The organism is Ramlibacter sp. (assembly GCF_036383835.1).
Taxonomy (GTDB): domain Bacteria; phylum Pseudomonadota; class Gammaproteobacteria; order Burkholderiales; family Burkholderiaceae_C; genus Ramlibacter.
Window position 1 is genome coordinate 1 of record NZ_DASVNN010000055.1, and the last position, 26,493, is coordinate 26,493.

The 26,493-nt window shown below is 68.4% G+C and carries 26 protein-coding genes; 12 read left to right on the forward strand and 14 right to left on the reverse strand.

From position 1 onward, the window contains the following. The coding region (locus VF522_RS09150; RefSeq protein WP_330907936.1) for an AAA family ATPase at positions 1 to 1,849 on the reverse strand (1,849 nt) is incomplete at its 3' end. Between the two features lie 415 nt (positions 1,850 to 2,264). On the opposite strand from VF522_RS09150, the gene araD reads away from it, so the two are divergent. Beyond that, a complete protein-coding gene (gene araD / locus VF522_RS09155) occupies positions 2,265 to 3,995 on the forward strand; it encodes an L-arabinonate dehydratase (RefSeq protein ID WP_330907937.1) in 1,731 nt (576 codons plus the stop codon). A gap of 98 nt (positions 3,996 to 4,093) precedes the next feature. On the opposite strand, the gene VF522_RS09160 is transcribed toward araD, so the two are convergent. Further along, positions 4,094 to 4,951, reverse strand: coding sequence for a LysR family transcriptional regulator (locus VF522_RS09160; protein ID WP_330907938.1), 858 nt, complete (start codon positions 4,949 to 4,951; stop codon positions 4,094 to 4,096). A gap of 96 nt (positions 4,952 to 5,047) precedes the next feature. Between VF522_RS09160 and VF522_RS09165 the strand changes: the two genes are divergently transcribed. The 9 genes from VF522_RS09165 (at position 5,048) to VF522_RS09205 (ending at position 12,148) form a co-directional block, all read left to right on the forward strand. Beyond that, the gene (locus VF522_RS09165; protein ID WP_330907939.1) at positions 5,048 to 6,211 is read left to right on the forward strand and encodes a mandelate racemase/muconate lactonizing enzyme family protein; all 1,164 of its coding nucleotides are present in this window, start codon (positions 5,048 to 5,050) and stop codon (positions 6,209 to 6,211) included. A 266-nt stretch (positions 6,212 to 6,477) separates the two neighbouring features. Beyond that, entirely contained in the window at positions 6,478 to 7,353 is an 876-nt protein-coding gene (locus tag VF522_RS09170; RefSeq protein ID WP_330907940.1) for a phosphate/phosphite/phosphonate ABC transporter substrate-binding protein, read from the forward strand. A 5-nt stretch (positions 7,354 to 7,358) separates the two neighbouring features. Then, a complete protein-coding gene (locus VF522_RS09175) occupies positions 7,359 to 8,429 on the forward strand; it encodes a hypothetical protein (RefSeq protein WP_330907941.1) in 1,071 nt (356 codons plus the stop codon). Next, a complete protein-coding gene (locus tag VF522_RS09180) occupies positions 8,426 to 9,268 on the forward strand; it encodes a phosphate/phosphite/phosphonate ABC transporter substrate-binding protein (protein WP_330907942.1) in 843 nt (280 codons plus the stop codon). Before VF522_RS09175 ends, VF522_RS09180 begins: the two co-directional genes overlap by 4 nt. After that, positions 9,265 to 9,726 (forward strand): cytochrome c, encoded by a 462-nt coding sequence (locus VF522_RS09185; protein WP_330907944.1) that lies wholly within the window; start codon positions 9,265 to 9,267, stop codon positions 9,724 to 9,726. Before VF522_RS09180 ends, VF522_RS09185 begins: the two co-directional genes overlap by 4 nt. Beyond that, positions 9,707 to 10,462 carry a cytochrome b/b6 domain-containing protein gene (locus tag VF522_RS09190; RefSeq protein WP_330907945.1) on the forward strand — a complete coding sequence of 252 codons (756 nt, stop codon included), beginning with the start codon at positions 9,707 to 9,709 and terminating at the stop codon, positions 10,460 to 10,462. The genes VF522_RS09185 and VF522_RS09190 overlap by 20 nt, the downstream gene beginning before the upstream one ends. Before the next feature lie 157 nt (positions 10,463 to 10,619). Next, a complete protein-coding gene (locus VF522_RS09195; RefSeq protein ID WP_330907946.1) occupies positions 10,620 to 10,946 on the forward strand; it encodes a hypothetical protein in 327 nt (108 codons plus the stop codon). Positions 10,947 to 11,031: 85 nt separating this feature from the next. Then, a complete protein-coding gene (locus tag VF522_RS09200; protein ID WP_330907947.1) occupies positions 11,032 to 11,511 on the forward strand; it encodes a J domain-containing protein in 480 nt (159 codons plus the stop codon). Between the two features lie 121 nt (positions 11,512 to 11,632). Then, positions 11,633 to 12,148, forward strand: a complete 516-nt coding sequence (locus tag VF522_RS09205; RefSeq protein WP_330907948.1) for a hypothetical protein — start codon at positions 11,633 to 11,635, stop codon at positions 12,146 to 12,148. Between the two features lie 69 nt (positions 12,149 to 12,217). On the opposite strand, the gene VF522_RS09210 is transcribed toward VF522_RS09205, so the two are convergent. The 7 genes from VF522_RS09210 to VF522_RS09240 form a co-directional block, all read right to left on the reverse strand. Further along, positions 12,218 to 12,667: an SRPBCC domain-containing protein gene (locus VF522_RS09210; RefSeq protein ID WP_330907949.1), complete on the reverse strand. Its 450-nt coding sequence runs from the start codon at positions 12,665 to 12,667 to the stop codon at positions 12,218 to 12,220. Further along, entirely contained in the window at positions 12,562 to 12,999 is a 438-nt protein-coding gene (locus VF522_RS09215; RefSeq protein WP_330907950.1) for a metalloregulator ArsR/SmtB family transcription factor, read from the reverse strand. The genes VF522_RS09210 and VF522_RS09215 overlap by 106 nt, the downstream gene beginning before the upstream one ends. A gap of 4 nt (positions 13,000 to 13,003) precedes the next feature. Next, complete coding sequence (locus tag VF522_RS09220) at positions 13,004 to 13,399, reverse strand: VOC family protein (protein WP_330907951.1); 396 nt, start codon at positions 13,397 to 13,399, stop codon at positions 13,004 to 13,006. 19 nt (positions 13,400 to 13,418) lie between these two features. Beyond that, on the reverse strand, positions 13,419 to 13,766 hold the full coding sequence (locus VF522_RS09225) for a GFA family protein (RefSeq protein ID WP_330907952.1): 348 nt from the start codon (positions 13,764 to 13,766) through the stop codon (positions 13,419 to 13,421). An 86-nt stretch (positions 13,767 to 13,852) separates the two neighbouring features. Further along, complete coding sequence (locus tag VF522_RS09230; protein ID WP_330907953.1) at positions 13,853 to 14,323, reverse strand: TerB family tellurite resistance protein; 471 nt, start codon at positions 14,321 to 14,323, stop codon at positions 13,853 to 13,855. Between the two features lie 4 nt (positions 14,324 to 14,327). Then, a complete protein-coding gene (locus VF522_RS09235; protein WP_330907954.1) occupies positions 14,328 to 15,491 on the reverse strand; it encodes an acyl-CoA dehydrogenase family protein in 1,164 nt (387 codons plus the stop codon). Positions 15,492 to 15,552: 61 nt separating this feature from the next. Further along, complete coding sequence (locus tag VF522_RS09240) at positions 15,553 to 18,018, reverse strand: DUF6351 family protein (protein ID WP_330907955.1); 2,466 nt, start codon at positions 18,016 to 18,018, stop codon at positions 15,553 to 15,555. Positions 18,019 to 18,205: 187 nt separating this feature from the next. Here VF522_RS09240 and VF522_RS09245 point away from each other — a divergent pair, with 187 nt between their 5' ends. Beyond that, positions 18,206 to 19,411, forward strand: coding sequence for an acetyl-CoA C-acetyltransferase (locus VF522_RS09245; RefSeq protein ID WP_330907956.1), 1,206 nt, complete (start codon positions 18,206 to 18,208; stop codon positions 19,409 to 19,411). Between the two features lie 69 nt (positions 19,412 to 19,480). After that, positions 19,481 to 21,628, forward strand: a complete 2,148-nt coding sequence (locus tag VF522_RS09250) for a 3-hydroxyacyl-CoA dehydrogenase NAD-binding domain-containing protein (protein WP_330907957.1) — start codon at positions 19,481 to 19,483, stop codon at positions 21,626 to 21,628. 548 nt (positions 21,629 to 22,176) lie between these two features. Here VF522_RS09250 and VF522_RS09255 read toward each other — a convergent pair. The 5 genes from VF522_RS09255 to VF522_RS09275 are packed head-to-tail and all read right to left on the reverse strand — an operon-like array spanning position 22,177 to position 26,491. Continuing rightward, positions 22,177 to 22,614, reverse strand: a complete 438-nt coding sequence (locus VF522_RS09255) for a DUF1178 family protein (protein WP_330907958.1) — start codon at positions 22,612 to 22,614, stop codon at positions 22,177 to 22,179. Next, complete coding sequence (locus tag VF522_RS09260; protein WP_330907959.1) at positions 22,611 to 23,198, reverse strand: NUDIX hydrolase; 588 nt, start codon at positions 23,196 to 23,198, stop codon at positions 22,611 to 22,613. The genes VF522_RS09255 and VF522_RS09260 overlap by 4 nt, the downstream gene beginning before the upstream one ends. Positions 23,199 to 23,205: 7 nt before the next feature. After that, positions 23,206 to 23,508 (reverse strand): DUF2818 family protein, encoded by a 303-nt coding sequence (locus tag VF522_RS09265; RefSeq protein ID WP_330907960.1) that lies wholly within the window; start codon positions 23,506 to 23,508, stop codon positions 23,206 to 23,208. A gap of 15 nt (positions 23,509 to 23,523) precedes the next feature. Beyond that, a complete protein-coding gene (nuoN, locus tag VF522_RS09270) occupies positions 23,524 to 25,008 on the reverse strand; it encodes an NADH-quinone oxidoreductase subunit NuoN (RefSeq protein ID WP_330907961.1) in 1,485 nt (494 codons plus the stop codon). 10 nt (positions 25,009 to 25,018) lie between these two features. Next, the gene (locus tag VF522_RS09275) at positions 25,019 to 26,491 is read right to left on the reverse strand and encodes an NADH-quinone oxidoreductase subunit M (RefSeq protein ID WP_330907962.1); all 1,473 of its coding nucleotides are present in this window, start codon (positions 26,489 to 26,491) and stop codon (positions 25,019 to 25,021) included. Positions 26,492 to 26,493 lie beyond the last annotated feature (2 nt).

Sequence of the window (26,493 nt, forward strand, 5' to 3'; positions counted from 1 at the left end):
TGCCCATCTCGGCCACCGCGTGGTGCAGCAGCTTGGTGACGCGCGTGATGTCGTTGTGGGCGCCGTTGGTGGTGCCCTCCTCGCCGAAGAACAGTTCCTCGTTGGCCATGCCGCCCAGCAGCACGCGCACGTCGTGTTCGATGTCGGACTTGGTCTTCAGCAGGTTGTTGCCCTGCTTGTGGAACACGAATCCCAGCGCGTTGTTGCGCGGATTCGCCTTCAGCGAGATCTTGATGGTCTTCATCTCGCCCAGCAGCTTGTCCCAGTCGCCGCCGGCCTTCTTGCGCTCCAGCTCGAAGTCGACCAGGAAGTGGCCCCACTCGTGGATCGCGATGATGCGGCGATCGCGCTCGCGTTCCTTGGTGGTGTTGGCGTTGACGTTGCCCACCATCACGCGCTCGGCCGCCTGCATCAGCGTGTCGGCGTCGATCAGTTCGCCGCCCTGCACGGCGGTGATGCCGGCCTGGTTGACGATGGTCTCCAGGTCCGCCGGGCTGCGGCCTTCCGTGATCTCCACGATGTGGCGCATGTCGATGTCGCCGGCCACCTTGTCGGCGCGCTGGTCGAGGTAGTGCCCGATGATGGCCCGGCGCTCTTCCTTGTTCGGCATGCGGAAGTCCACCTTCATCTGGAAGCGGCGCAGCATGGCCTCGTCCATGGCCATGGACTCGCTGTTGAAGTTGGAGGCCACGATCCAGATGATCTCGGCGTCGCTCTTGGTGCGCACGCCGTCGAGGATCGCCAGCAGCATGTTCTGCGTGTCGTCGTCGAACTTGCGGTGGCCGCCGCGCTTCATGAAGAGGTCCTGCGCCTCGTCGAGGAAGACGATGCAGCGCTTGCGGCGCTTGGCGATCGACAGGATGCGCGCCAGCGTGTTGGAGCCGCCGGCGACGTAGCCGGTCTCCAGGTTGGCCGCCGAGTGGAACAGGATCGGCAGGCCCAGTTCCTTGGCCAGGTAGCTCGCGAGCTTGGTCTTGCCGGTGCCCGCGGGGCCGCTGAACATCACGTTGAACGGCTTGTTGATGCCGTACTCCGCGTACTCGGCGCGCCGCTCGTACTGGTCCTTGATCTGGCGCACCTCGGTCTTGATGTCGTCCATGCCGACGAGGTCGTCGATCGAGCCATGCACCTGGTGCGGCTCGATGAAGCGCAGCGACTTGAACTGGCCCTTGAGGTGGAGGGCGAGGAAGCCGAGCAGGCCGATGGTCAGCGCCGCCGACAGCACGCCGCTCACGCCGGCCTTCCAGCCGTCCTTCTCGGACTGCGGGCGGGCCCCGGCGAAGCGCTCGTCGAGGCGCTCGAGCATCCGCAGGCCGCTGCCGGACAGCTCGCCGCGCGGGATGAACACCAGCTTGCCGCCCCAGGACGCGTTGACCGCCTTGTCCGCGAAGATCTTGGTCTCCATGTCGCTCGGGTACCAGGCGTACTGCTTGCCGGCCGACTCGATCAGCACGATGCGCTCGGAGACGTTCCACATCAGCGGCTTGTAGATCACCGTGACGTGCTCGATCGGGTTGGACTCGAGGAAGCCGAGGATCGAGCCGGTGCCGAAGACGACCGGCAGCTTCTCGTCGATCGTCCACAGCGCGTCGGCGCCGGACTGGCCGGCCATGGCCTTCACCTGCTCGGCGACGACGGCCTGGCGCTTCCAGACCACGAAGGAATACGTGGCGGTGAGGGGGATGAGGATCGCGACCGTGATGACCATCAGCTTGACGGCCATGGACTGGATCGCGAACCAGTCGGACAGCCGGGACCCCGCTTTCCTCAGGCTGAGCCAGAGGCTCGTCGCGGCGGGAGCGCTTTCGGGCGCGTCCACGGGGTCTTTGTCGGCGGACAGGTCGGACATGCTGTTCCTGGTCGGGGGCTGCCGCGGCGCGCGCCAGCCCGAGTTCGTTCAAAAAGGACCGGAGGATGCGGCCCTGTTTGTCAGAGTCATCCTACAGAAAGGGTTCCCGGGAGGCGAGTCGAAAAAATCGCTTGCAACGGGCTGCGCAGTGCGACGTGACAAATTCACGAACAGTGCTGTTGCCGTTTCGCAGCACCGGCCCCCGCACAGGAACCCGGGCACGCGATGTGCAATCACAGTCAGTGAGCCGGGTTCTTTTTCAAGTTTCTTTCCCGGCTACTTATCCCTCGGAGCCCTGCGGCCCCGGGGGATTTTTTATTGTGCCGAAGAAGGGCACCAGCGTCGCGCGCGCTCCCTGTCGTCCCTACGCCATGGGCGGGCATGGTGCGCGGCGCGCGGTTCACAATACGGCGCCATGGCCAAACTCGAGCACCTCCGCAGCCAGCGCTGGCTGGCCCGTGACGAATTCCGCAGCTTCAACCACCGCTCTCGGGTGATGCAGATGGGGTACGACCCCAAGGACTGGGAGGGCAAGCCGGTCATCGCGATCCTGAACAACTGGAACGACTTCAATCCCTGCCACCAGCACTTCAAGCACCGGTCGGAAGAGGTGAAGCGCGGCGTGCTGCAGGCGGGCGGCTTCCCGCTGGAACTGCCGACGGTGTCGCTCGGCGAAGTGCTGATCAAGCCATCCGCCCTGCTCTATCGCAACATGCTGGCGATGGAGGTGGAGGAGATGATCCGCGCCTACCCGGTCGACGGCGTGGTGCTGATGGGCGGCTGCGACAAGACCACTCCCGCGATGCTGCTGGGGGCCACCAGCGCCGACGTGCCCGCGATCTTCCTGCCGGCGGGACCCATGCTGCGCGGCAACTCGCGCGGCCAGACGCTCGGCTCCGGCTCGGACGCCTTCAAGTACTGGGACGAGCGCCGCGCCGGCACCATCAGCGAGCCGCAGTGGATGTCGATCGTGGGCGGCATCGCGCGCAGCGCGGGCACGTGCATGACCATGGGCACGGCGAGCACGATGACCTCCATCGCCGAGGCCATCGGCATGGCCCTGCCCGGCGCGGCGGCGATCCCCGCCGTCGACGCGAGCCACCAGCGCATGGCCACGCAATGCGGCCGGCGCATCGTCGACATGGTGCTGGAGGACCTGCGGCCTTCGAAGATCCAGACGCGCGAGGCCTACCTCAACGGCATCACGGTGGCGATGGCGCTCGGCTGCTCCACCAACGCCATCATCCACCTGATCGCGCAGGCGCGCCGCGCGGGCCAGGACATCTCGCTGGCCGACTTCGACCGCATCAGCCGCGAAGTCCCCGTGCTGGCCAACATCCGGCCCAACGGCAGCAGCCAGTACCTGATGGAGGACTTCTATTACGCCGGCGGCGTGCCGGCGCTGATGCAGCGGATCAAGTCCCACCTGAAGCTGGACCAGAAGACGGTGACCGGCAGGACCGTGGGCGAGAACCTCGAAGGCGCCGAGTGCTTCAACGACGACGTGATCCGGCCGCTGTCGAACCCGGTCTACAAGGAAGGCGCGCTCGCGGTGCTGCGCGGCAACCTGGCGCCGGACGGCTGCGTGATCAAGCCTTCGGCCATGAGCGAAAAGTTCATGAAGCACAGCGGCCCGGCGATCGTGTTCGACGACTACGCCAGCATGAAGAAGATGCTCGACGACCCGAACGCGGACGTCACCGAGGACCACGTCATCGTGCTGCGCAACGCCGGGCCCAAGGGCGGTCCCGGCATGCCCGAGTGGGGCATGATCCCGCTGCCGGTGAAGCTGCTGAAGGAGGGCAAGCGCGACATGCTGCGCATCAGCGATGCGCGCATGAGCGGCACCAGCTACGGCGCCTGCGTGCTGCACGTGGCGCCCGAGGCCTTCGTCGGCGGCAACCTGGCGCTGGTGAAGACCGGCGACCGCATCAGCGTGGACATCCCCAATCGCACGATCCACGTGGACGTGTCCGACGAGGAACTGGCGAAGCGCCGCGCCGGATGGAAGGCGCCGCCGCCGCGCTTCTCGCGCGGCTACGGGTGGATGTTCACCGAGCACATCCTGCAGGCCAACGACGGCTGCGACATGGATTTCCTGCGCACGGAGTTCGGGGAGTCGGCGGGCGAGCCGGATATTTATTGAGGAGCGTTCGGCGGGGTTCGGCTTCGCGCTCACCCCCGCCCTACAAGCAGCCGGGCATTCGTAGGTCGGGGTGAGCGGCGAAGCCCGAACCCCGACGCTCAGGCCGCCGCAGCCTGCCAGAACGCCTCCGCATACGCCCCCAGCGGCCCCGGATCGCGATACAGGCGGATTTCCACCGCGATCTGCCAGTGCCCCGGCCCGGCGATGCGCAGCCTCCCTTTCTCCAGCTCCTCGCGCACCAGCGAGTGCGGCAGCCAGGCCAGTCCCCTCGCTTCCAGCGCCATGCTTTTCAGCACCGACGCGAGATGCGCGGTGAACACCGGCAGCAATCCCGCGGCCGCGAGCTCCGGCCCGAGCGTCTGCCGCACGATGCGCCCCAGCCCCGATTCGTCGCTGAACCCGAGCAGCGCCCGCTCCGGCGCACCCGGCGCATGCACCGGCAGCAGCATGTCGGCGCCGATCGCCACCGAAGGAACGCCCTGCGCATCGAGCTCGCCGCGGCCGGCGGCGGGGGCGTGCGCGACCACGAACTGCACCTGCCGCTGCGCCAGCAGCGCCTCGCAGCGCTCCAGCACGTCCGACACCAGCCGGATCGGCCCGCGCGCGGTATGCGCCTCCAGCGACTGCAGCCAGCCCGGCACGAAGCTGAAGGACAGCGCGTGGGTGGCCGCCAGCCGCAGCGTGGCGGCATTCGCCTCCGACACGGCGCGGGCCTCGCCGGGCAGGCGCGCCACGCGCGCCAGCAGCTCCTCGGCCTGGGGCCGGAACCAGTCGCCGGCCGGCGTGAGGCGCGCGGGCTGGCTGCTGCGATCGAACAGGTCGACGCCCAGCCATTCCTCCAGCGCGCGGATGCGGCGGCTGAAGGCGGGCTGCGTCATGTTCCGCTCCTCGGCGGCGCGGGAGAAGTTGCCGCTGGCGGCGAGCGCGAGGAAGTCCTCCAGCCAGGACAGGTTCATGGGCGGTGCCTCGGCGGCATGGAAGTCAAGAAAAAGGGCATTGGCCTCGCGCGGCAGGTTTGGCGATGATCGCACCCGTTCCACAGGAGTGACCCCATGAAGATCGTCGAGATCCGCGAAAAGACCGTTCCGATTTCCTCGCCCATCCGCAACGCGTACATCGACTTTAGCAAGATGACGCTGAGCCTCGTCGCCGTGATCACCGACGTGGTCCGCGACGGCAAGCCGGTGGTGGGCTACGGCTTCAATTCCAACGGCCGCTACGGCCAGGGCCAGCTGATGCGCGAGCGCTTCCTGCCGCGCGTGACGGAGGCCAAGCCGGAGTCGCTGCTCGATGCGCGCGGCATCCTCGACCCGCACAAGGTGTGGGACACCATGTTCAGGAACGAGAAGCCCGGCGGCCACGGCGAGCGCTCGGTGGCGATCGGCACGATCGACATGGCGGTGTGGGACGCAGTGGCCAAGATCGAGAACAAGCCGCTGTTCCAGCTGCTGGCCGACCGCTACGGCAACGGCGAGGTGAACCGCAAGGTGTTCGTCTATGCCGCCGGCGGCTACTACTACCCCGGCAAGGACGACGCCCAACTGAAGGACGAGATGCGCTCGTACCTCGATCGCGGCTACTCGGTGGTGAAGATGAAGATCGGCGGCGCCTCGCTGGCCGAAGACCAGCGCCGCATCGAGTCCGTGCTGTCCATCCTGAAGGACGGCCAGCGCCTGTGCGTCGATGCCAACGGCCGCTTCGACATGGACACCGCCATCGCCTATGCGAAGGCGCTGCAGCAGTACGACCTGTTCTGGTACGAGGAAGCCGGCGACCCGCTGGACTACGAGCTGCAGTCCATCCTGCGCAGCTACTACACCAACCCGATGGCGACCGGCGAGAACCTGTTCTCGATGCAGGACGCGCGCAACCTCGTTCGCTACGGCGGCATGCGCCCCGACCGCGACTGGCTGCAGTTCGACTGCGCGCTGTCGTACGGCCTGGTCGAATACCTGCGCACGCTGGAGATGCTGAAGCAGCACGGCTGGTCGCCCAGCCGCTGCGTCCCGCACGGCGGCCACCAGATGTCGCTGAACATCGCGGCGGGCCTGGGCCTGGGCGGCAACGAGTCCTACCCCGACCTGTTCCAGCCTTACGGCGGCTTCCCGGACGGCGTGAAGGTGGAGAACAGCCACGTGACGATGCCCGACCTCCCCGGCATCGGTTTCGAGGGCAAGAGCGACCTGATCCGGCAGATGCGCGCGTTGTCGGCGTGACGCTCCCTAAGGCGGGTGAGGAAAATTTCCTCGCCCGCCTGCCGCGGCCGTGCGTTAGTTGCGGCCGCAACCGTCCGTCCCGGTGCGCGCACCGGCTGCTGCACGCAAGCCGCTGCGCACTGTCAGCACGTGTGCCGCCTCGTGAAGAGTTGTCACCGGATCGCGAAGGTTTGTGACAGCGCGCCGTCGCGCCGATGCGATGGCGAATTGCCCACTTTCATGTCTTCTCCCTACAGTCCGCACCAAACGCAACAAAGGGAGAAGCGATGGCAAGGACGTCGAAGGATGGTGGGAGGGCCGTGGGCAGGCGGGAGTTCCTGGGCCTGTGCGGCGGCGGAGGTCTCGCGCTGGCGCTCGACGCGCACGCCGAGTCGCCGCGCAAGGTGGCCGCGGACAAGCCCTGGCGGCTGCTGGTCAACGAGGCGGTGACCGGCGAGTCCAACCTCTTCATCCTCACCGCTCGCTACCAGCCATTCGCCGAATACGTGGGCGCGCAATTGCGCGGCAAACCCACCATCGGCGTCGAACCGGTGGTCGACATCCGCCGTTTCCTCGTGCTGGCGCAATCGCCGACCAAGCCGCAGCTCGTGTTCGGCAAATCGGTCAACCAGCTGGCGAAGCTGGTGCGCGACGAAGGCTACCAGCCCCTGGTGCGCCGTGCCGACCCGTACAAGGCGGCTTTCATCGTGGCGAAGGACTCGCCGATCCGCACGCTCGCGGACGCGTCCCGTGCGCGCGCCAAGATCATCATGCCGGACGAGTCCGCGGCGACCACCGCGGTGGCGCGCGCCGAGTTGCGCGTGCAGAACGCCGGCGCGGTGCAGATCGTGCACACGCGCTACCAGGAAGCGGTCGCCCAGCAGATCGCCAACGGCTTCGCGCAGGTGGGCGTGGTCAATCCCACCATCGCGCGCAAGTGGACGCAGGAAGGCGGCCGCGTGCTCGCCGAGACCCAGCCGGTCGTGAACTGGTCCGTCCTTGCAGCGCCGGCCGTCGGCGAGCAGGACGTGGCGCTGCTTCGCAACGCCTTGCTGGCGATGAACACGCAAGCCCAGCCGCTGCTGACCGGCCTCGGCATCAAGCAGTGGGCGCCGGCGGAGCGCCAGGACTACCTCGCCTTGCTGGATTACACGAAGGAGTGAGAAGCATGAAGCAGTTCCGTCCCCTGTCCCTTCGCCTGGCCGCGGTGCTCGGCGCCGCCCTTCTCGCTGCCGGCGCGGCGCGAGCGCAGGAGGCGGCCGTCCCGCCGGCCGTCCAGACCATGGCCGCCGCGATCGCGGCCGAACTCGCCCGCCATTGCCCGCTCGCCGAAGCCAACGATGCCGCCGCCTTCGAAAGCTGCCGCGCCGCGCTCTTCGGCGACAGCACGCTGCGCGCGCACCTGCCGCCCGTGCTGCTGTGGGGCCGCCAGAGCACCAACCCGAACGCGACGCTGCGCCAGACCAACCTCACCCAGTTCGCGCCCGACACCTGGACCCACCTGTACGCGCCGCTGTTCATGTTCAACGGCAAGCACACGGTGGAGTGGGTGCCCGAAGAGCGCCAGTACCTGGTGCGGCTGGAAGCTGCGTTCCGCAACCGCCTGGCCCCGGGCCAGTTCCCCTACCCCTTCTGGCACGAAGAGGCGAAGTGGGGCACCTACCAGAACGCCAACAGCTTCCTGCTGTGGGTGCATCCGAAGACGGCGAAGATCCAGGTGGCGCAGTTCACCAACCGGGGGCCGACGCCGATGCTGCAGGCCGTGCAGCCGGTGAAACACAAGTTCGAGGGCACCTGGCTGTGGACCGACGCCGGCGGCCGCACGCAGCCGGCCGTGACGCTGTTCGACGGCCTCTACCGTCCCGAGAACCCCTACCTACGCACGCTGGACCGCCAGTACCGCGACCTCGCGCTGCAGATGCGCGAGTCGCAGTGCACGCAGTGCCACGTACCGAACAACCCCGACAAGATGAGCCGCCTGGTGCTGCTGTCCACGCCGGCGCACGCGGCGGGCGAGATCGATCGCCTGATCAAGTCGGTGCGCGAGGACAAGATGCCCATGGACGAATTCCGCAACAGCTACGCGCTGAAGCCGGACGACAAGACGTGGTTGCTGGAAAGCGCCGAGGCCTTCAAGGCCACGGTGCAGGCGGCCAGGGCCTGGGAACAACGCGCCGCGAAGCAGGCCGCGCCGGTGGCGTGGCAGCCCGTGCGCAACGGCCACGAGGTGCCGCAATGACGACGTCGATCCCCGCTCCGCGCCTGCACCGGCGCGACCTGCTGCGCGCTGCCGGCGCGGCCGCCCTGTGCGCCGTGCCCGTCGGGTGGGCGCAGCAGGCGCCCGGCAACAGCCGCTTCCTGATCAACGAGGCCGTCACCGCGGACCTGAGCATCTCGATGCTCGCCGTGCGCTACAAGTCCTGGGCCGACTACCTGGCGCCGCAGCTGAAGGCGCGCCAGGTGCTGATCGACCCGATCATCGACATCCGCCGCTTCGTGCAGCAGGCCCTGGCCGACGAGAAGCCACTGGTGCTGTTCGGCAAGTCGGTCAACCAGCTCTCGAAGCTGGTGCGCGACCACGGCTACCAGCCGCTGGTGGCGCGCTCGGATCCGTACCGCTCCGCCTTCATCGTCGCCAAGGACTCGCCGATCCGCGACCTCACTCAGCTGGGCGGACGCAAGTTGCTCATGCCCGACGAGTCCTCCGCCACCGCCGCCGTGGCCAAGGCCGAACTGAGGCACCGCGGCGTGCGCGATCCCTACATCTCGCACACGCGCTTCCAGGACAGCGTGGCCTCGCAGGTGGCCAGCGGCATGGCGGAGGCCGGCGTGGTGAATCCCACCATCGCGCGCAAGTGGAAGGAAGCCGGCGGCACCGTGATCGGCGAGACGCAGCCGGTGGTGAACTGGTCGGTGCTGGCCTCGCCCAAGGCGCCGCCCGACCTCGCCGCGCGCCTGACCGAAACGTTGCTCGCCATGAACGGCCAGCCGGCGCTGCTGGCCGACATCGGCGTCAAGCAATGGCAGAAGGCCGATCGCCGCGACTACCTCGCGCTGCTGGAGTACACGGGCGAATGAACACCACCGCATTGCGCCACGCGCTGCTGTTCGGCGCGCTGTGCGCCACGTTGCCGGCACCGGCCTCCGCGCAGTTCGCGCGCGCCGAGGAAGCGGTGAAATACCGGCAGGGCGCCTGGTTCGTCCTGAACCAGCACTTCACCCGCATCGGCAACATGGCGCGCGGCCGGCTGCCCTTCGACGCCCGCGTCGCGCTTCAGGATGCCGAGGTGGTGGCGACGCTCGCGCGCCTGCCCGCAACGGCATTCGGCCACGGCACCGACCTGCCGACCGACCACGCCCGCCCGGAGATCTGGACCGAGTCGGCGCGTTTCCGCGAACAGAACGAACGCCTGGTCGCCGAGACCGGCCGGCTGCTGGCCGCCGCGAAGACCCAGGACCTGGCGCAGATCAAGGCCGCCTTCGGGCCGGCGGCGAACACCTGCAAGGAGTGCCACGATGCCTACCGTAGCCAATAACTTCGGCGTCCTCGTTCCCCACGCGCCGCCGCAGTCGCCGCCGCTGGCCCCCGCGCGCGAGCGCGCGCAGGAGGCGGGACTGTTCCGCGTGCGCGTGTGGGACCTGCCCACCCGCGTGTTCCACTGGTCGCTCGCGGCCTCGCTGGCGGGCCTCGCGGCCACCGGCTACGCGGGCGGAGCGTGGATGGAGTGGCACGCGCGCCTGGGCAGCGCCGTCCTCGCGCTGCTGGCGTTCCGCATCGTGTGGGGCTGCATCGGCGGGCGCTGGTCGCGCTTCGCGAGCTTCCTGCCCACGCCGGCGGCCGTGAAGGCCTACCTGCGCGGCCAGGCGAAGCCGGAACAGGAAGCGGGCCACAGTCCGCTGGGTGCCTTGTCCGTGCTCGCGATGCTGCTGGTGCTGTTCGCGCAGGTGGCCACCGGGCTGCTGAGCGACGACGGCGGCGGCTTCACCGGGGCGCTCAACGACAAGGTCTCCAGTGCACTGGCGAGCGCCGCCACGCTGCTGCACAAGCAGGTGGGCCAGTGGCTGCTGCTCGGTCTCGTGTTGCTGCACGTGGTCGCCATCGCCTTCTACCGCATCGTGCGCCGTCGCAAGCTGGTGCGCGCCATGATCGGCGGCGACAAGCTGCTGCCCTATCGTGCGAGTCCGGCGCGCGACGATGGCGCGAGCCGCGCGCTGGCGGCGCTGGTGCTGTGCGTGTGCGCCGCGGCGGTCGGCTGGTCCGTCGGGTACTAGAGAGGCTGCACAAGCGGATCCGGCCGCCTCGTGCGGCCGTTTTTTTTCATGCCCCGAAGTTTGTAGGACCGCGCCGCGACCTGCGATGCATGGCGTCACGGCAGAGCAACCTCTCCAGCAAACTCGCGCCCTCGAAAGCAGTACCGTGGGAGCGCACATGGAAAGGATCTGGGGGCCGGTCAACGGTTTCTACTTCGCCGCCTACGCCGCACCGGTGGGCGACGGCGACCGCTACGCCAGCTACGCGAAGGTCTGCTGGACATCGCCCGACAGCTACTGGGACGCCGACTGCGCGTTCAAGATCTTCGGCGGCGAAAAGCACCGCAGCCTCGACGCCGCTCTCACCTCCGTCGCGCTCTACGCCCGCAACGAGGTCTCGTGCCTGCCGCGGCATGCGCGCACCCTGGCCGAACAGCGCCAGCGCTTCCACATCCCCATCCCCCGCCTGTTCGTCGCGTCCTTCCTCCGGCACCGCGCCGCCTGAGCCTCTTGCTGTTGTTTTTGTAGCAGGCGGACTACATTCCTCCGCCTTCATGAAAGCTTTCGCTGGACGCCCGCCGGACGAAGCTATGAAAATCGTAGCGATGGCCGAGCGGATGCCCACCTATTACGACCTGCTGCAGGTCGAGCGCGATGCCACGCCCGAGCGCGTGCGCGCCGCCTACCGCAAGCTCGCGCAGAAGTACCACCCCGACAAGATGCCTGGCAACGCGAACGCCTCGCGGGCGATGGCTGCCATCAACGCGGCCTACGAGGTGCTCTCCGATGCGCATCGGCGGGCCGAACACGACCTGTGGATCCGCCGGGCCGAACGCCCTGCCTGCCCCGCGCCGGCGTCGGCGCTGCCGCAAACCCTCTGGACCTTCCTGCACCCGTCCACGAGCTGGCCGTGGTACCTCCTGTTCGGCACCACGGTGTTCGCGATCGGCACCGTGGGCGCCGCGCTGTACCTCACGGTGATGCCCGCCCGCGCGGCGACGGCCCCGGTGCTGGCCTGCGCACAGCTGGCCCAGCAGCAGGCCGCGCCGGCCTGCGCACGCCGCAACTGATCCACGCACGAGCCGCTTGCGTCTAGCCAGACGGCGCCGACGGGCAGAGCCGCCCCGGTCCGATCCCGCTCGTGCCAACGCGGCCGTACCTTGTCCGTATTCGAAAAGACAAGGAGTTCCCATGATCCGGAAGACCGTTCTCGCTGCCGCACTGGGCAGCGCCGCCCTGCTGGGCCTGAGCACCGGTGCGCAGGCCGTCCCCGCCGTCGTCGCGACGACGCCGGGCAACGTGACCATCGTCCAGGCCGCGCCGCCGGCGCCGATCTTCGAAACGGTCCCCGCGCCGCGCGAAGGCTTCGTGTGGGCGCCCGGCCATTACGAGTGGCGCGATGGCCGCTACACGTGGGCGTCGGGCCGCTGGATCGAATCGCGCACGGGCTGGGACTGGCAGGAGGCACGCTGGGTGCAGCACCAGGACGGCTCCTGGCACCTGGTGGGCGGCCAGTGGGTGCGCGGCGACCGCTACTCCTACGACGACGACGACCGCTACGAGCGGCGCCAGGCGCGCAGGCAGCTGTACGGCCCCAACGGCGACCTCGATGGCGACGGCATCCGCAACGCCGATGACCGCGACCGCGACGGCGACGGCGTCGCCAACCGCTTCGACGACTTCCCGAGCGATCCGCGGCGGAGTTGATGATTCGTAGGGTGGGCAAGGTCCCCTTGCCCACCATGGGCTGTCGGTGGGCAAGCAAGCTTGCCCACCCTACCCTCGAAGCCAGTCCTCCAGTTTCACGAGCGTGGCCGTCCAGCCGCGCTCGTGGCCGTCGCGGGCCTGCTGGTCGAAGAAGCACTCGTGGCGGAAATCCATTTCCGTGCCGCCGTCGACGGCGCGAAACGCCAGCTTCACTTGCGACACCCGCTCGGGCGTGCTGCGCCAGGCCCAGCTGAAGGCGAGCCGCCGGTTCGCTTCCACCCCTTCGTAGGTGCCCGAGACCTCGTGCTCCTCGCCATCCGGCGTGTGGAAGCGGATGCGGTAGCGGCCGCCCTCGCGCACGTCCATTTCCGCCAGCGTCACCGAGTTCGCCTCGCCCGGGCCGAACCACGCGCTCAGCGCCTGCGGGTCCGTCCAGGCCCGCCAGACTTTTTCCGGGGCGACGGGGTAGCGGCGGACGAGCCGGAGCGAGGGCCTGTCGTCGAGCGAGCCGGTTTCCATGCTTGCACTTCCTCCTGGTGGTACAGGTAGCGGCCGAGCGCGTCGAGCTGCGCGGTCCAGAACTTCTCGTAATGCGCGAGCCACATGGCGGCGTCCTCCAGCGCGCGCGGCGCGAGCTCGCAGCGCACGCTGCGGCCCTCCTTGGCGCGCACCAGCAGTCCCGCGTCCTCCAGCACCTTCAGGTGCTTCATGAATCCGGGCAGCGACATCGCATGCGGCTGCGCGAGGTCGCTCACGGTCGCCGGCCCCCGCGTCAGGTGCTCGATCACGCTGCGGCGCGTGGAGTCCGACAGCGCCCAGAACACCTGGTCGAGGACCGCGTCGCCGGTCATCCCTTCACTGCGACCGCGGCAGCGGCTGCAGCATGCTCAACCGGTTCCCCTCGGTATCGTGGAAGGCCACGTACTGGCCGACGCCGGGGATCTCCATCGGCGCACCCAGCACCTCGCCGCCGGCCTGCTTCACCGCCTTCATGGACTGCTGGATGTCCTGCACGCCGATCACCACCGAGGGATGCTGGCCCGGCATCTTGGGATCGCGCGGGAAGAAACCGCCGTTGATGCCGCCGCGCGGCGCATCCGGCCGCGTGTCCCCTTCCAGGGTGGTGGCCAGCACGTAGTTGCCCATCTCCGCGCCCAGCATCTCCAGCTTCCAGCCGAAGGCCTCGCGGTAGAAACGCGCGATGCGCTCGCGGTCGTCGTAGGGCATCTCGAAATGCACGACAGGGTTCATGACTTGCTCCTCTCGGTGACTAGGCCGACTTGCCGTCGTAGTGCTTCACGGGCACCGAGGACAGGTCGAAGTCCTCCAGCGTCCGCAGGTTGATGGCCGCCATCCGCACGCCACCGGGCCCCGCGCCCTCGCCGTACGGGTGGATGCCGCAGGTGGGACAGAACCGGTGCCTGATCACGTGCTTGTTGAACAGGTACGTGGACGCGGCGTCCTCGCTGGTCAGCAGGCGCAAATTCTCGCGCGGCACGAACCACAGCAGCGATCCCTTGCGCGAGCACATCGAGCAGTTGCAGGCCATGCCGCTGTCGACCTCGCCTTCCACTTCGAACCGGATCCGCCCGCAATGGCAGCTGCCACGGTAGAGCATGCGTCTCTCCTTTGCTTAACCATACGGTTTAGTTTAGCCGCGAGGCCCTCCGTGTCAAGCGCGAGCTTGCGGGTGCGACGAACGGGTCAGGGTGCGCCGGAGCCGGCGGCCTGGCGGGCGTGCAGCTTTGCCGCGATGTACTCGCCGTGGGTCACGTGCAGCAGGCCTGCGACCTTGGAGATCAGGTGGTTCTCGTGGGCGTCGATGTCGCCGTCGGCATAGGCGACCTGCCACATGAATTCGACGATGCGCACTTTCTGCTCGTGGTCGAAGCGCTCGTTGAGCGTGGAGGTGAAGGCGAAGAAATCGTTGGCGCCGCGCGCCTTCTCGTCGGCCAGTTCGACCAGGCGATCCAGTTCGTCCGGCGCCAGGGCGAACTTGCGGCGCAGCGCCCCGACGACGGCGGCGCGCTCTTCCGGTTTCACTTCGGGTTCCGCGCGCATCACCTCCACCAGCAGCACGGCGCAGGCGAGCTGCAGCGCATGCGCTTCCTGCGCAGGCGTGGGCGCGGGCCGCGGCGTGAATGCATCGAACAGGTCCTTGAGCGTACGGAGCATCGCCTTATTTTGCGCCGAGACCCATCGAGCGTGTGATGACCTCCTTCATGATCTCGTTGGTACCGCCGTAGATGCGCTGCACCCGCGCGTCGGCGTAGGCACGGGTGATGGGCACCTCCCACATGTAGCCGTAGCCGCCGTGCAGCTGCACGCATTCGTCCATCACCTTGCACTGCAGGTCGGTGGTCCAGTACTTCGCCATGCTCGCGGTGGCGGTGTCGAGCTTGTCCTGCAGCACCAGTTCCAGGCACTTGTCGACGAACACGCGCGCGACCTGCACCTCGGTCTGCAGCTCCGCGAGCTTGTAGCGGGTGTTCTGGAACGCCGCCACCGGCTGGCCGAACACGCGGCGGTCCTTCACGTACTGCACCGTCCAGTCGATCGCGGCCTGCGCGGCCTCCACCGCGGTGACGGCGATCTGGATCCGTTCCCACGGCAGCTGCTCCATGAGGCACACGAAGCCGCGGTTCTCCAGCGCCGCGCCTCCCAGCAGGTTGTCCGCCGGCACGCGCACGTTGTCGAAGAACAGTTCCGAGGTGTCCTGCGCCTTCAGGCCCAGTTTCTTCAGCCGCTTGCCCCTCTCGAAGCCCTGCATGCCGCGCTCCACCAGCAGCAGGCTGGTGCCCTTGGCGCCGGCCGCCGGATCGGTCTTCGCCACCACGATCACCAGGTCGGCGTGCCAGCCGTTGGTGATGAAGGTCTTGCTGCCGTTCAGGAGGAAGCTGCCGTCGGCCTGCCGGGCCGCGGTGCTCTGGATGCCCTGCAGGTCGCTGCCCGCCGCCGGCTCGCTCATCGCGATCGCGCCGACCATGTCGCCGCTCGCGAGCCGCGGCAGGTAGCGCTGCTTCTGCTCCTCGCTGCCGTAATGCAGGAGGTACGGCGCGACGATCTCGCTGTGCAGCCCGAAGCCCACGCCGCTGAAGCCGCCGCGCGCGAGTTCCTCCATCTGCACCACCGAATAGAGCTTGTCCGCACCGGCGCCGCCGTAGCCTTCCGGCATGGTGGCGCACAGGTAACCGTTGGCGCCCGCCTTGCGCCACAGCTCGCGATCGACATGACCGTCCTCTTCCCACTGCGCGTGGAACGGGGCCACCTCCTTCTCCACGAAGCGGCGGAAGGCATCGCGAAAGGCGTCGTGGTCGGGCGTGAAGAGCGTGCGTTCGATCATGGGCGTCCTCGGAAAAAAAATCCCGCCGCCGTCAGCCGGCGGCGGGTGTGTCACGGCGACTCTACTTCTTCGTCGACATCGGCGCGGGCGGCAGCGGCTGCCCGCCCGCGCCGGCCTGGAAGGTCAGCGGGCTCACGGCGAGTTGCTGGCCGACGCCCGGCTTGCTCCAGTCGCAGACGCCGGTGGCGAACACCGCCTGCAGGCGGCTCCATTGCGTCGCGCTGAAACCCACTGCACCATAGTCCGCGCCATCGAGCGGCTTCAGCTGGCACTTCAGGATGTCCTCCGCGCGCGGGCCGCCGGCCACCTGGCGCGGCGACAGCGAGGGCTTGAGGTACTTGTTGGCGTCGCAGGCCGCCATGTCGGTCACCCGGTTGGCCAGCGATTGCGTCGCGTCCTCGGGCAGCAGGCAGAAGTCCGCGGTGTCGGCCGGGCGTGCCGCGCGCACCTTCTGTTCGATGGCGGCCCCGGACGTGTCGGTGACCAGCTTGGTCAGCCAGGTGTCCATGGAGTTGAAGGCGAACAGCGACGTCGCCGGCGTGGGCGCGAGTCCGGTTCGGGCGAAGCGCCACAGCGCCTGGTTGCCGAAGTCGCCGTACTCGCGCTGGATGCGATCGCGGACGGCCCAGCTGAACCACTGGTGGTGGATCGGGATGGTCTGCAGCGGATTCGGGTTCGCCGTCTGGCCCGGCGGAACGTCGACGTTCGAATCGTCCCAGCCGCGCAGGTCGATGATGGGAGTCTTGGCCAGCTGCTTGCCGGAAGCCACGATGCCGGAGCGGTACGCGGTCTCCAGCGCTTCGACGTCGGCCTGGCTGCGCTGCGCGCGCGGCGTGGAATCGCGGTCGATGCCGCCGACCGCCTCGTTCAGCGCGACGAATTCCTCGGGCGTGATCGCGCCGTCCCTGAGCGCCTTGAGGCCGTACTGCACGCCTTCGTTGTCGCGCGTGTCGCGCGCCGCGAAGCTGCCCGGCACCCTGCCCCAGATCGACTCGGCCCACGACCAGGCGTTGCAGCGCGGCAGCTGCTCCGTCGCCGCCCTGGTCTCCGGCGTGCGCGGGTCGTACACCGCCGTATTGGGCAGCTCGCAGTTGTTGACCGGTCCCGCCGGCGAGTCGATCACCAGGCCTTGCGGCGTGGCGACGAGGCGCTGCGTGTACACGCCCGCCTTGCCGTTGCTGCCGAAGGCGTTGAACCACGCATGGCATACCGAGGGATCCACGTGGCCGTTGATCGCCGCCTTCTTGCCGTCCACGGCTGCCTGCGTCAGGCCGCTCCACAAGGGCGAGGCGCGCATCCTCTGGTAGGCCTCCACCAGCAGCGTGCAGTCCCCGACTTCCATCGAGGTGGTCTCGGAATCCGGATAGGTGCAGGACGTGATGATGCCGTCCAGCAGTCCGGGGCCGATCGAGGCGTTCATGTTCGAATTGATCGAACCGCCCGAGCAGCCGTTGCCCAGCGTGTACTTGATGGGACCGTAGGTGTCGGCGATGTGCTCCTTCATCATCATCACCGTCTCGGACATCAGCACGCGGTTGGAGTTGCGCGCCGAGTCGCTCATGCTGTTGCCCAGCACCAGGAAGCCGCGCTTGAGCTGCTCGTCCAGCGCGCTCCATGCGGTGGACGTCGTGCGCGACTGCCGGCGCGGCTGGCCGGTGCTGGCGCCGAAGCTGTAGTACACCTTGCCGTTCCACTGCGGCTGCGGCCGCAGCGCGGTCCAGGGCGCGGCCGGATCGAACAGCACGGCCAGGTCGTAGATGCCGCGGTTCATCGTGCCGCGTTCCAGGCGCACGACATAGGGCACGGTGACGCCGTGGTCGGTGGTCGCCGATGCGATGTCCGCCGCTGGCGTCGCCTGCGTCCACAGGCCCCAGCAGGACGTCGCGGAGGGCACCGGGTTCGGCAGGCTCGTGGTGCAGTTGGAAGGGGCGGAGGCCTTGCGGTAATACAGCGTGGTCTCGGTCGCGATGTTGCAGTTCGCGTCCGGCTGGCCGCTCAGGCCGCTGGCGTTGGTCGTCGGCCGCGTCGCGTCGCCGGGGACGGGCACCGGCGTGGCGCAATGGAAGGGCTTGACGTGCGCGCCGGACAGCACGGGGCCGTGCCGCGGCGCGTTGGTCACTTCCAGCTGGGCGCCGGAGCCGCCCCGGATGGTGGCCTCGATGAGGTTGCTGCCTTCGACGAGGCCCGTGACGACGCCGCGCAGGCGGTTGTCGCCGGCCGGCGTGAAGTCGCCGGTGACGTCCACGCCGTTGCGCTTGATGGTGAGCACGCCGGAGCGGATCGTGCCGGCGGGCGCGGTGATTTCGAACAGCGCATCGCCGCCGCTGACGAGGTCGGCGCGGTTGTTGACGGTGCGGATCGCGAACGGGATGTTCGCGTCGGCGACGTTGGCGGAGCGGACGCTGCCGATGTTCGCGCCGCCGTCGCTGCCGCCGCCGCCACCGCAAGCGGCCAGCAGCGCGGCCGCCGCGGCGCAGGGTGCCAGCCGGCAGGCGCGGGCCCGGGCTGTGGAAAGGTTGGTCTGCAAGGTGTCTCTCCTGAGGGGTGGGTGCCCGCTCGTTGCGACGGGCTGCCGAAAATCTAGGAGCGATCCGCCCGGCAGCGCATGCGAGAAACCCCGAAGGCGTCACCTCTGCGACACCGCGCGCGCTTAGGAATTTCACCGAGCGTGCGCTCAGTCGGATGCATATACTGCCGCGATCCAGGAGACCCGCATGAGCGAAGCATTTGTTTACGACGCGATCCGCACCCCGCGCGGCAAGGGCAAGAAGGACGGCAGCCTGCATGAGGTGAAGCCGGTGAACCTGCTGGCCGGCGTGCTGGCCGAACTCCAGCGCCGCAACGACTTCGACACCGCCGCGGTCGACGACGTCGTGATGGGCGTGGTCTCGCCGATCGGCGAACAGGGCTCGGTGATCGCCAAGGTCGCCGCGCTGAAGGCCGGCTGGGACTGGCGCTGCGCCGGCGTGCAGCTCAACCGTTTCTGCGCTTCCGGGCTGGAAGCGGTGAACATGGCCGCGCAGAAGGTGCGCTCCGGCTGGGAGGACCTCGTGGTGGCCGGCGGCGTGGAAAGCATGAGCCGCGTGCCGATCGGCTCCGACGGCGGCGCCTGGGCGCAGGACCCCGAGACCAACGCGGCGACGGCCTTCGTGCCGCAAGGCATCGGCGCCGACCTGATCGCCACGCTGGAGGGTTTCTCGCGCGACGACGTGGATGCGTTCGCGCTCGAATCGCAAAAGCGCGCGGCGCGCGCCCGCGAGGGCGGTTTCTTCGCCGGCTCGGTGGTGCCGGTGAAGGACTTCCTCGGGCAGACCATCCTCGACCAGGACGAATTCATCAAGCCGCACACCACGATGGAAGGCCTGGCCTCGCTGAAGCCGGCCTTCGAGCAACTGGGGGCGATGGGCTTCGACCAGGTCGCGATCGGCCGCTATCCGCAGGTGGAGCGCATCGCCCACGTGCACCACGCGGGCAACTCCTCCGGCATCGTCGACGGCGCGGCCGCCGTGCTGGTCGGCAGCGAAGCGGCGGGCCGGGCGCACGGCCTGAAGCCTCGCGCGCGCATCGTCGCCGCGGCGCTGTCGGGCGCGGACCCGACCATCATGCTCACCGGCCCGATGCCGGCGGCGCGCAAGGCGCTGGCGAAAGCCGGCATGACGATGGACCAGATCGACCTGTTCGAGGTGAACGAAGCCTTCGCCGCGGTGCCGATGAAGTTCATGCGCGAGATGGGCGTGCCGCACGAGAGGGTGAACGTCAACGGCGGCGCGATCGCGATGGGGCATCCTCTCGGCGCCACCGGCGCCATGATCCTCAATACGCTGGTGGACGAGCTGCATCGCCGCAACTTGCGCTACGGCCTCGCCACGCTGTGCGTCGGCGGCGGCATGGGCATCGCCACCATCGTGGAACGAACCTAGAAATTGTCATCCCGGGCTTGACCCGGGAACCATGGATTGCGGGTCGAGCCCGCAATGACAAAGGCAACCATGCGCACGATCCAATACGAGCTCCAGGACGGCATCGCCACCCTCACCTTCGACGAGCCCGGCTCGCCGGTGAACACCATGTGCCGGCAATGGCAGGAGGACCTCACCGAGGCGGTGCAGCAGGTCGTGAAGGATCGCGACGCGATCCGCGGCGTCGTGCTCGCCTCCGCCAAGAGCACCTTCTTCGCCGGCGCGGACCTGAAGGGCACCATGCGCCTGCAGCCGGACGACGCGCCGCAGGTGTTCCGCGAGATCGAACAGGTCAAGAAGAACTTCCGCACGCTGGAGACGCTGGGCAAGCCGGTGGTGGCCTGCCTCAACGGCGCCGCACTCGGCGGCGGTTGGGAAGTCGCGCTGGCGGCGCACCGCCGCATCGCGGTCGACCATCCGAAGATCCAGTTCGGCCTGCCGGAGATCACGCTGGGGCTGATCCCCGGCGCGTCGGGCATCACCAAGATGACGCGCCTGCTGGGCCTGATGGGCGCGCAGCCCTACATCCTCGAGAGCAGGCTGTTCCCGCCGCGCGAGGGCCTGGAGCTGGGGCTGGTGCACGAGCTCGTTCCCGATGCGGCCGCATTGCGTCCGGCGGCCCTCGCCTGGATCGCGGCCAACCCGCAGGCGCAGCAGCCCTGGGACGCGAAGGATTACCGGATGCCCGGCGGCACGCCGGCGAATCCGAAGATCGCGGGCATGCTGGCCGTCGCGCCCGCGGCGCTGCGGCAGAAGACGCGCGGCCTCTATCCGGCGCCGGAAGCGGCGCTCGCGGCGATGGTGGAAGGCGCGCTGGTCGACTTCGACACCGCGCTGCGCATCGAGACGCGCTACCTGGCGCGGTTGATCGTGTCGCCGGTGGCGAAGAACATGATCAACACGTTCTTCTTCCAAATGAACGCGATCAAGGGCGGCCAGTCGCGCCCGAAATGGGAGGGACGCTACCAGCCGAAGAAGGTGGGCATCCTCGGCGCCGGCATGATGGGCGCCGGCATCGCGCATGCGCAGGCGAGCCGCGGCATCGCCACCGTGCTGAAGGACGTCACCATCGACAAGGCGGAAGCCGGCAAGGCCTGCAGCCTCAAGATCACGCAGGCGCGCGTGGACAAGGGCCGCATGAGCGCGCAGGAGCAGGCGGCGCTGCTGGCGCGCATCACGCCCACCGAATCGGCGAAGGACCTCGCGGGCTGCGATCTCATCATCGAAGCGGTGTTCGAGAACCGCGAACTCAAGGCGAAGGTGACGAAGGAAGCGGAAGGCCTGCTCGCGCCGGACGGCTTCTTCGCGAGCAACACCTCCACGCTGCCGATCACCGGCCTCGCGAAAGCGAGCGCGCAGCCGCGGAAATTCGTCGGCATCCACTTCTTCAGCCCGGTCGACAAGATGAAGCTGGTGGAGATCATCCGCGGCCAGGCCACCGACGACGAGACGGTAGCGCGCGCCTTCGACTACGTGCAGGCGATCGGCAAGATCCCGATCGTGGTCAACGATGCGCGCGGCTTCTTCACCAGCCGGGTGTTCGGCACCTTCGTGATGGAAGGCGCGGCGATGGTCGGCGAAGGCCTCCCCGCCGCGGTGGTGGAGCAGGCGGGCCTGCAGGCCGGCATGCCGGTGGGACCGCTCGCCGTGCTGGACGAAACGGCGCTGTCCCTGTCGGTGCACGTGCTCGACCAGACCCGCGCGGACTTCCGCGCCGAGGGCCAGACCTACATCGCGACACCCGGCGAATTGCTCGTCGAGCGCATGGTCAAGGAATTCGACCGCAACGGCCGCGCGGCCGGAGGCGGCTTCTACGAGTACCCGGCGGAAAAAGGCGCGAAGAAGTTCCTGTGGCCGGAATTGAAGACGCTGTTCGGCAAGCCGGACGCGGCCTGGGACATGCGGGACCTGAAGGACCGGCTGCTCTATCGCCAGTCCATCGAGACGGCGCGCTGCCTGGCCGAAGGCGTCCTCACCAGCGCGCACGACGCCAACATCGGCTCGATCTTCGGCATCGGCTTTCCGGGCTGGACCGGCGGGGCGATGCAGTTCATCTACGGCACCGGCATCGATGCGTTCCTGCATCGCGCGGAAGTGCTGGCGAGCCGGTACGGACCGGGGTTCGTGGTGGCGCCGCAGGTGAAGGATGCTGTCCGGCGGTTCGCGCCGAGGTATTGAACGTCATCCCCGCGCAGGCGGGGACCCAGGGCGTTTGTATTGAAGCGTCGCGCCAGGCGGCGCGGCCTCGTACCCTCGTAGGTGGGCAAGCAAGCTTGCCCACCCTACGCCAGGCCCCATGGCGGTGATGATGCCAACGCACCAATGCGTCACCGCCCTATCCTGCTGCCAGCCCCCGTGCGGGCGGGGCCGGGGTCGCGCATCAAGGCATGGCGCCTGCGAGGACCGGGCAGGCGGCCCAGCGCGGCTACGAGAGCGCTTTAGCGCGTATCGAGCCGCGCGTACGTTTCTGACTCGCGGTACCGGTGTTTGAGCGGAGTGTTTTCCCGTGCGCGGGCAAACACGCAGCGAGTTCGGTCGCGGGGGCCGCCTGCCCGGGCCTCGCAGGTTTGCCGAAGCGCCGCAGGCGCGAAGGACGCCATGCCAGCGCGACCCCGGCCCCGCCCGCACGGGGGCTGGCAGCCGGCGCGATGCGAAAAAGCGAAAAAAAGCGGCGCGAAAGCGCCACTTCAAAAAAGCCCTGGGTCCCCGCCTGCGCGGGGATGACGTTACTGCAAAGGACCCTTCAAGCCCTTCGGAATCGGCAACGGCAACACCCCGATGCCCTCCTCCAGCAGCGACTCGGTCTCTTCACGCGAAGCCTGCCCGCGGATGCCGCGTTCCTCGCTCTCGCCGTAGTGGATCTTGCGGGCTTCCTCGGCGAAGCGCTGCCCGACGTCCTCGGTGTTGGCCATCACCTGCTTGACCAGCTCCATCCAGGCGGCCTGCATCTGCGCGTTCGGCGCGGATGCGACTTCCTGCTTCTTCGCGGGCTCGGATGCGCCGAGGTTCAGGCGCGGGGCGCTCGGCATCTTGGAGACCTGCGCGTCGCCGCACATGGGGCACTCCACCAGCCCGCGGGCGAGCTGGCCCTGGAAATCGTCTTCGGAGGCGAACCAGCCCTCGAAAGCGTGGGCGTGGCTGCACTGGAGGTTGAGGACCTTCATGGCTGGTCAGGTGGGGCCTGCCAGTCGAGTTTCCAGGTCCCCGCCAGAACGTTCTGGATCCACAGCGCCGAAGCGAGCGTCTTGGCGTCGTTCACCTTGCCTTCGCGCACCCAGCCGAGGAACTCCTCGGGCGTGGCCGCGATGACGTCCAGGAACTCGCCCTCGTCCAGCCGCGCGCCGCGATGCTCCAGCCCGCGCGCGAACCAGATCTCGATGGCTTCGTCGGAATAGGCGACGGTGGGGTACATGGTGAAAGCGTACGCCCATTCGCGGGCAACGTAACCCGTCTCTTCCAGCAGCTCGCGCTGGCCGCAGGCGAGCGCGCCTTCGCCGGCGTCGAGCTTGCCCGCGGGGATTTCGACATGCACCTGGCGGGTGGGATGGCGGTACTGGCGTTCCAGCACGATGCGGCCGTCGTCCAGCAGCGGCACGATCGCCACCGCACCCGGGTGCAGCACATATTCGCGGGTCGCGGAGGCGCCGTCGGGCAGCCGCACGGTGTCTCGGACGACGTGCAGGACGTGGCCCTTCAGCAGCTCCTCGCGGGCGGTGGTGTGCTCGGTCAGGTGCTGGTCGGTCGCCATCGGGTGTTCAGTGCCTCGGTTTGTACAGGTAGCGCCACACGAAGCCCGGGAAGGCGAACGTGAGGAACAGCGCGCCGGTGACGGCGTAGAACTCCCAGCCCTGCGGCGCGACCTGGCCCAGCCGATTTTCCAGCAGGCGCCCGATGCCGCCCACCACCAGGTACATCAACACCAGTTCGGCGAGACGGACGGCGAGGTTCTTGCCGTGCCGCAGCGACACCACGCCCAGCAGGCGCTGCGTGAGGAAAGGCAGGTTGGCGGCGCAGAAGGCCAGCACCAGGACCAGCCAGATGGAGGCCGACTGCGACACGGGAAGCCCAGCCCCTTACGAGGCCAGCATCTTGGTGATGGCGTCGGCGCAGAGCGTCATCAGCCCGCCCGGCAGGATGCCCAGCACCAGCACCAGCGCGCCGTTGATGGTGAGCACCACGCGCACGTCGGCCGGGGCGGCCACGGTGGTGGCCGTGATCGGCGCGTCGAAGTACATCACCTTCACGACACGGATGTAGTAGTAGGCCGCCACCAGCGACATCAGCACCGCGAACACCGCCAGGCCGATGTAGAACGCGCTGCCGGAAACCACCAGCGCCTGCAGCACCGCCAGCTTGGCGTAGAAGCCGACCATCGGCGGCACGCCGGCCAGCGAGAACAGGCAGATCGACATGATCGCGGCGTACAGCGGGCTGCGCTGGTTCAGGCCGGCCAGGTCGGCGATCTCCTCGCTCTCGAAACCTTCGCGCGACAGCAGCAGGATCACGCCGAAGCTCGCCAGCGTGGTCAGCACGTAGGTCACGATGTAGAACATCGCGGAGCTGTACGCGTTGCTGGCGAAGCTGACGTCCCGGTTCACCACGCCCGCCGCCAGGCCCAGCAGCACGAAGCCCATCTGGCCGATCGTGGAATACGCCAGCATGCGCTTGAGGTTGGTCTGCGCGATGGCGGCCAGGTTGCCGATGAACAGCGAAGCCACGGCCAGCACCACCAGCATCTGCTGCCAGTCGATCGCCAGCGGCAGCAGGCCTTCCACCAGCAGGCGGATCGCGATGCCGAAGGCGGCGAGTTCCGGGGCGGAGCCGATCATCAGCGTCACCGCGGTCGGCGCGCCCTGGTAGACGTCCGGGATCCACATGTGGAACGGAGCGGCGCCCAGCTTGAAGGCCAGGCCGGCGACGATGAACACCAGGCCGAACACCAGCACCTGGTGCTTCACCTGGGCGCCGTTGATCACCTTGAACACCGTGGCGACGTCCAGCGAACCGGTGGCGCCGTAGACCATCGACAGGCCGTACAGCAGGAAGCCGGAAGCCATCGCGCCCAGCACGAAGTACTTCATGGCGGCCTCGGTCGCCACCGTGTGGTCGCGGCGCAGCGCCACCAGCGCGTAGCTGGAAAGCGTGAGCAGCTCGAGGCCGAGGTACAGCACCAGGAAGTTGTGGCCGCCGATCATCACGAAGATGCCCAGCAGCGCGAACAGCGCCAGCGTGAACAGCTCGCCGCCCCGCAGCATGCCGCGGTCGCCCGAGTACGGACGGCCGTACACCAGGCACACCATCATGGCCAGCGCGGAGAAGCACTTCAGCCAGTTGCCCATCGGGTCGCTGACCACCATGCGGTTGAAGCCGTAGAGGGTGGTGCCGCCGGACGCGAGGTCGCCGCAGTACCAGGCCGTCACGGCCAGGGTCAGCATCGTCAGCCAGTAGGTGGCGTTGCGCAGGCGGCTCTTCACGCCCAGGTCGACCAGGGCGATCACGCACGCCATCGTCAGCAGGATGATTTCCGGCGCGACGACGAGGAAGCTCAGTTTGTCCATGTTGTGTCTGTCAGAGCTTGGAGGCCGAGACGTGCTTCAGGAAGGCGTCCACCGAGGGATTCATCACGTCGGTGAAGGGTTTCGGGTAGATGCCCATGGCCAGCACCGCGGCAGCCAGCAGGCCCAGCACCAGGAACTCGCGGGCATTGATGTCCGTCAGTGCCTTCACGTGCTCGTTGCCGACCGGGCCGAAGTAGACCCGCTTGACCATCCAGAGGTTGTAGGCGGCGCCCAGGATCAGCGAGCTGGCGGCCAGCAGCGCGAGCCAGAAGTTCGCCTTCACGGCGGCCAGGATCACCATCCATTCGCCGATGAAGCCGGCAGTGGCGGGCAGGCCGCTGTTGGCCATCGCGAACAGCACGGCGAAGGCGGCGAAGGTCGGCATCGTGTTCACCACGCCGCCGTAGTCCGCGATCTCGCGCGAGTGCACGCGGTCGTACAGCACGCCGATGCAGAGGAACAGGGCGGCCGACACGAAGCCGTGGGCGATCATCATCACCAGGCCGCCGGTGACGCCCAGGTCGTTGAAGATGAAGAAGCCGAGCGTGACGAAGCCCATGTGCGCCACGGACGAATAGGCGATCAGCTTCTTCATGTCCTGCTGCACCAGCGCCACCAGGCCGACGTAGATCACGGCGATCAGCGACAGCGCGATGATCAGCCAGGCCCATTCGCGCGAGGCGTCCGGCGCGATCGGCATGGAAAAGCGCAGGAAGCCGTAGGCGCCCAGCTTCAGCATGATGGCGGCCAGCACGGCGGAGCCGCCGGTAGGCGCTTCCACGTGCACGTCGGGCAGCCAGGTGTGCACCGGGAACATCGGCACCTTCACCGCGAAGGCGGCGAAGAAACCGAAGAACAGAAGCGTCTGCGCCAGCGACGACAGCGGCAGCTTGTGCCAGGTGAGGATGTCGAAGCTGCCGCCCGACTTGGTGTAGAGGAACACCAGCGCCACCAGCATCAGCAGCGAGCCGAGCAGCGTGTACAGGAAGAACTTGAAGGCCGCATAGATCTTGTTGGGGCCGCCCCAGATGCCGATGATCAGGTACATCGGGATCAGCGTGGCCTCGAAGAACACGTAGAACAGCACGGCGTCGAGCGCGCAGAACACGCCGATCATCAGGCCCGAGAGGATCAGGAACGCGCCCATGTACTGGTTCACGCGCTCGGTGATCACCTCCCAGCCGGCGATCACCACCACGACGGTGATGAAGGCGGTCAGCAGCACGAACCAGAACGAGATGCCGTCCAGGCCCAGGTGGTAGCTGACGTTGAAGCGCGCGATCCACGGCGCCTTCTCGACGAACTGCATCGCGGCGCTCGTCGTGTCGAACTGGCCGTACAGGGGCAGCGTCACCAGGAAGCTGACGACCGCGCCGATCAGCGCGATCCAGCGCACGGTGCGCGCCTGGTCGTCGCGGCCCAGCGCCAGCAGCACGGCGCCGAAGACGATCGGCGTCCAGATCGCGAGGCTCAAGAGTCCCATCT

Excerpts from the sequence above, each read along its gene's own strand:
- VF522_RS09200 (WP_330907947.1), top strand. The coding sequence starts at position 11,032 with ATGAAAATCGTAGCGATGGCCGAGCGGATGCCCACCTATTACGACCTG.
- VF522_RS09275 (WP_330907962.1), bottom strand. The coding sequence starts at position 26,491 with ATGGGACTCTTGAGCCTCGCGATCTGGACGCCGATCGTCTTCGGCGCC.
- VF522_RS09180 (WP_330907942.1), top strand. The coding sequence starts at position 8,426 with ATGACGACGTCGATCCCCGCTCCGCGCCTGCACCGGCGCGACCTGCTG.
- VF522_RS09230 (WP_330907953.1), bottom strand. The coding sequence starts at position 14,323 with ATGCTCCGTACGCTCAAGGACCTGTTCGATGCATTCACGCCGCGGCCC.
- VF522_RS09165 (WP_330907939.1), top strand. The coding sequence starts at position 5,048 with ATGAAGATCGTCGAGATCCGCGAAAAGACCGTTCCGATTTCCTCGCCC.
- VF522_RS09160 (WP_330907938.1), bottom strand. The coding sequence starts at position 4,951 with ATGAACCTGTCCTGGCTGGAGGACTTCCTCGCGCTCGCCGCCAGCGGC.
- VF522_RS09255 (WP_330907958.1), bottom strand. The coding sequence starts at position 22,614 with ATGAAGGTCCTCAACCTCCAGTGCAGCCACGCCCACGCTTTCGAGGGC.
- VF522_RS09195 (WP_330907946.1), top strand. The coding sequence starts at position 10,620 with ATGGAAAGGATCTGGGGGCCGGTCAACGGTTTCTACTTCGCCGCCTAC.
- araD (WP_330907937.1), top strand. The coding sequence starts at position 2,265 with ATGGCCAAACTCGAGCACCTCCGCAGCCAGCGCTGGCTGGCCCGTGAC.
- VF522_RS09220 (WP_330907951.1), bottom strand. The coding sequence starts at position 13,399 with ATGAACCCTGTCGTGCATTTCGAGATGCCCTACGACGACCGCGAGCGC.
- VF522_RS09185 (WP_330907944.1), top strand. The coding sequence starts at position 9,265 with ATGAACACCACCGCATTGCGCCACGCGCTGCTGTTCGGCGCGCTGTGC.
- VF522_RS09260 (WP_330907959.1), bottom strand. The coding sequence starts at position 23,198 with ATGGCGACCGACCAGCACCTGACCGAGCACACCACCGCCCGCGAGGAG.
- nuoN (WP_330907961.1), bottom strand. The coding sequence starts at position 25,008 with ATGGACAAACTGAGCTTCCTCGTCGTCGCGCCGGAAATCATCCTGCTG.
- VF522_RS09250 (WP_330907957.1), top strand. The coding sequence starts at position 19,481 with ATGCGCACGATCCAATACGAGCTCCAGGACGGCATCGCCACCCTCACC.
- VF522_RS09210 (WP_330907949.1), bottom strand. The coding sequence starts at position 12,667 with ATGGAAACCGGCTCGCTCGACGACAGGCCCTCGCTCCGGCTCGTCCGC.
- VF522_RS09170 (WP_330907940.1), top strand. The coding sequence starts at position 6,478 with ATGGCAAGGACGTCGAAGGATGGTGGGAGGGCCGTGGGCAGGCGGGAG.
- VF522_RS09225 (WP_330907952.1), bottom strand. The coding sequence starts at position 13,766 with ATGCTCTACCGTGGCAGCTGCCATTGCGGGCGGATCCGGTTCGAAGTG.
- VF522_RS09175 (WP_330907941.1), top strand. The coding sequence starts at position 7,359 with ATGAAGCAGTTCCGTCCCCTGTCCCTTCGCCTGGCCGCGGTGCTCGGC.
- VF522_RS09245 (WP_330907956.1), top strand. The coding sequence starts at position 18,206 with ATGAGCGAAGCATTTGTTTACGACGCGATCCGCACCCCGCGCGGCAAG.
- VF522_RS09235 (WP_330907954.1), bottom strand. The coding sequence starts at position 15,491 with ATGATCGAACGCACGCTCTTCACGCCCGACCACGACGCCTTTCGCGAT.
- VF522_RS09215 (WP_330907950.1), bottom strand. The coding sequence starts at position 12,999 with ATGACCGGCGACGCGGTCCTCGACCAGGTGTTCTGGGCGCTGTCGGAC.
- VF522_RS09205 (WP_330907948.1), top strand. The coding sequence starts at position 11,633 with ATGATCCGGAAGACCGTTCTCGCTGCCGCACTGGGCAGCGCCGCCCTG.
- VF522_RS09190 (WP_330907945.1), top strand. The coding sequence starts at position 9,707 with ATGCCTACCGTAGCCAATAACTTCGGCGTCCTCGTTCCCCACGCGCCG.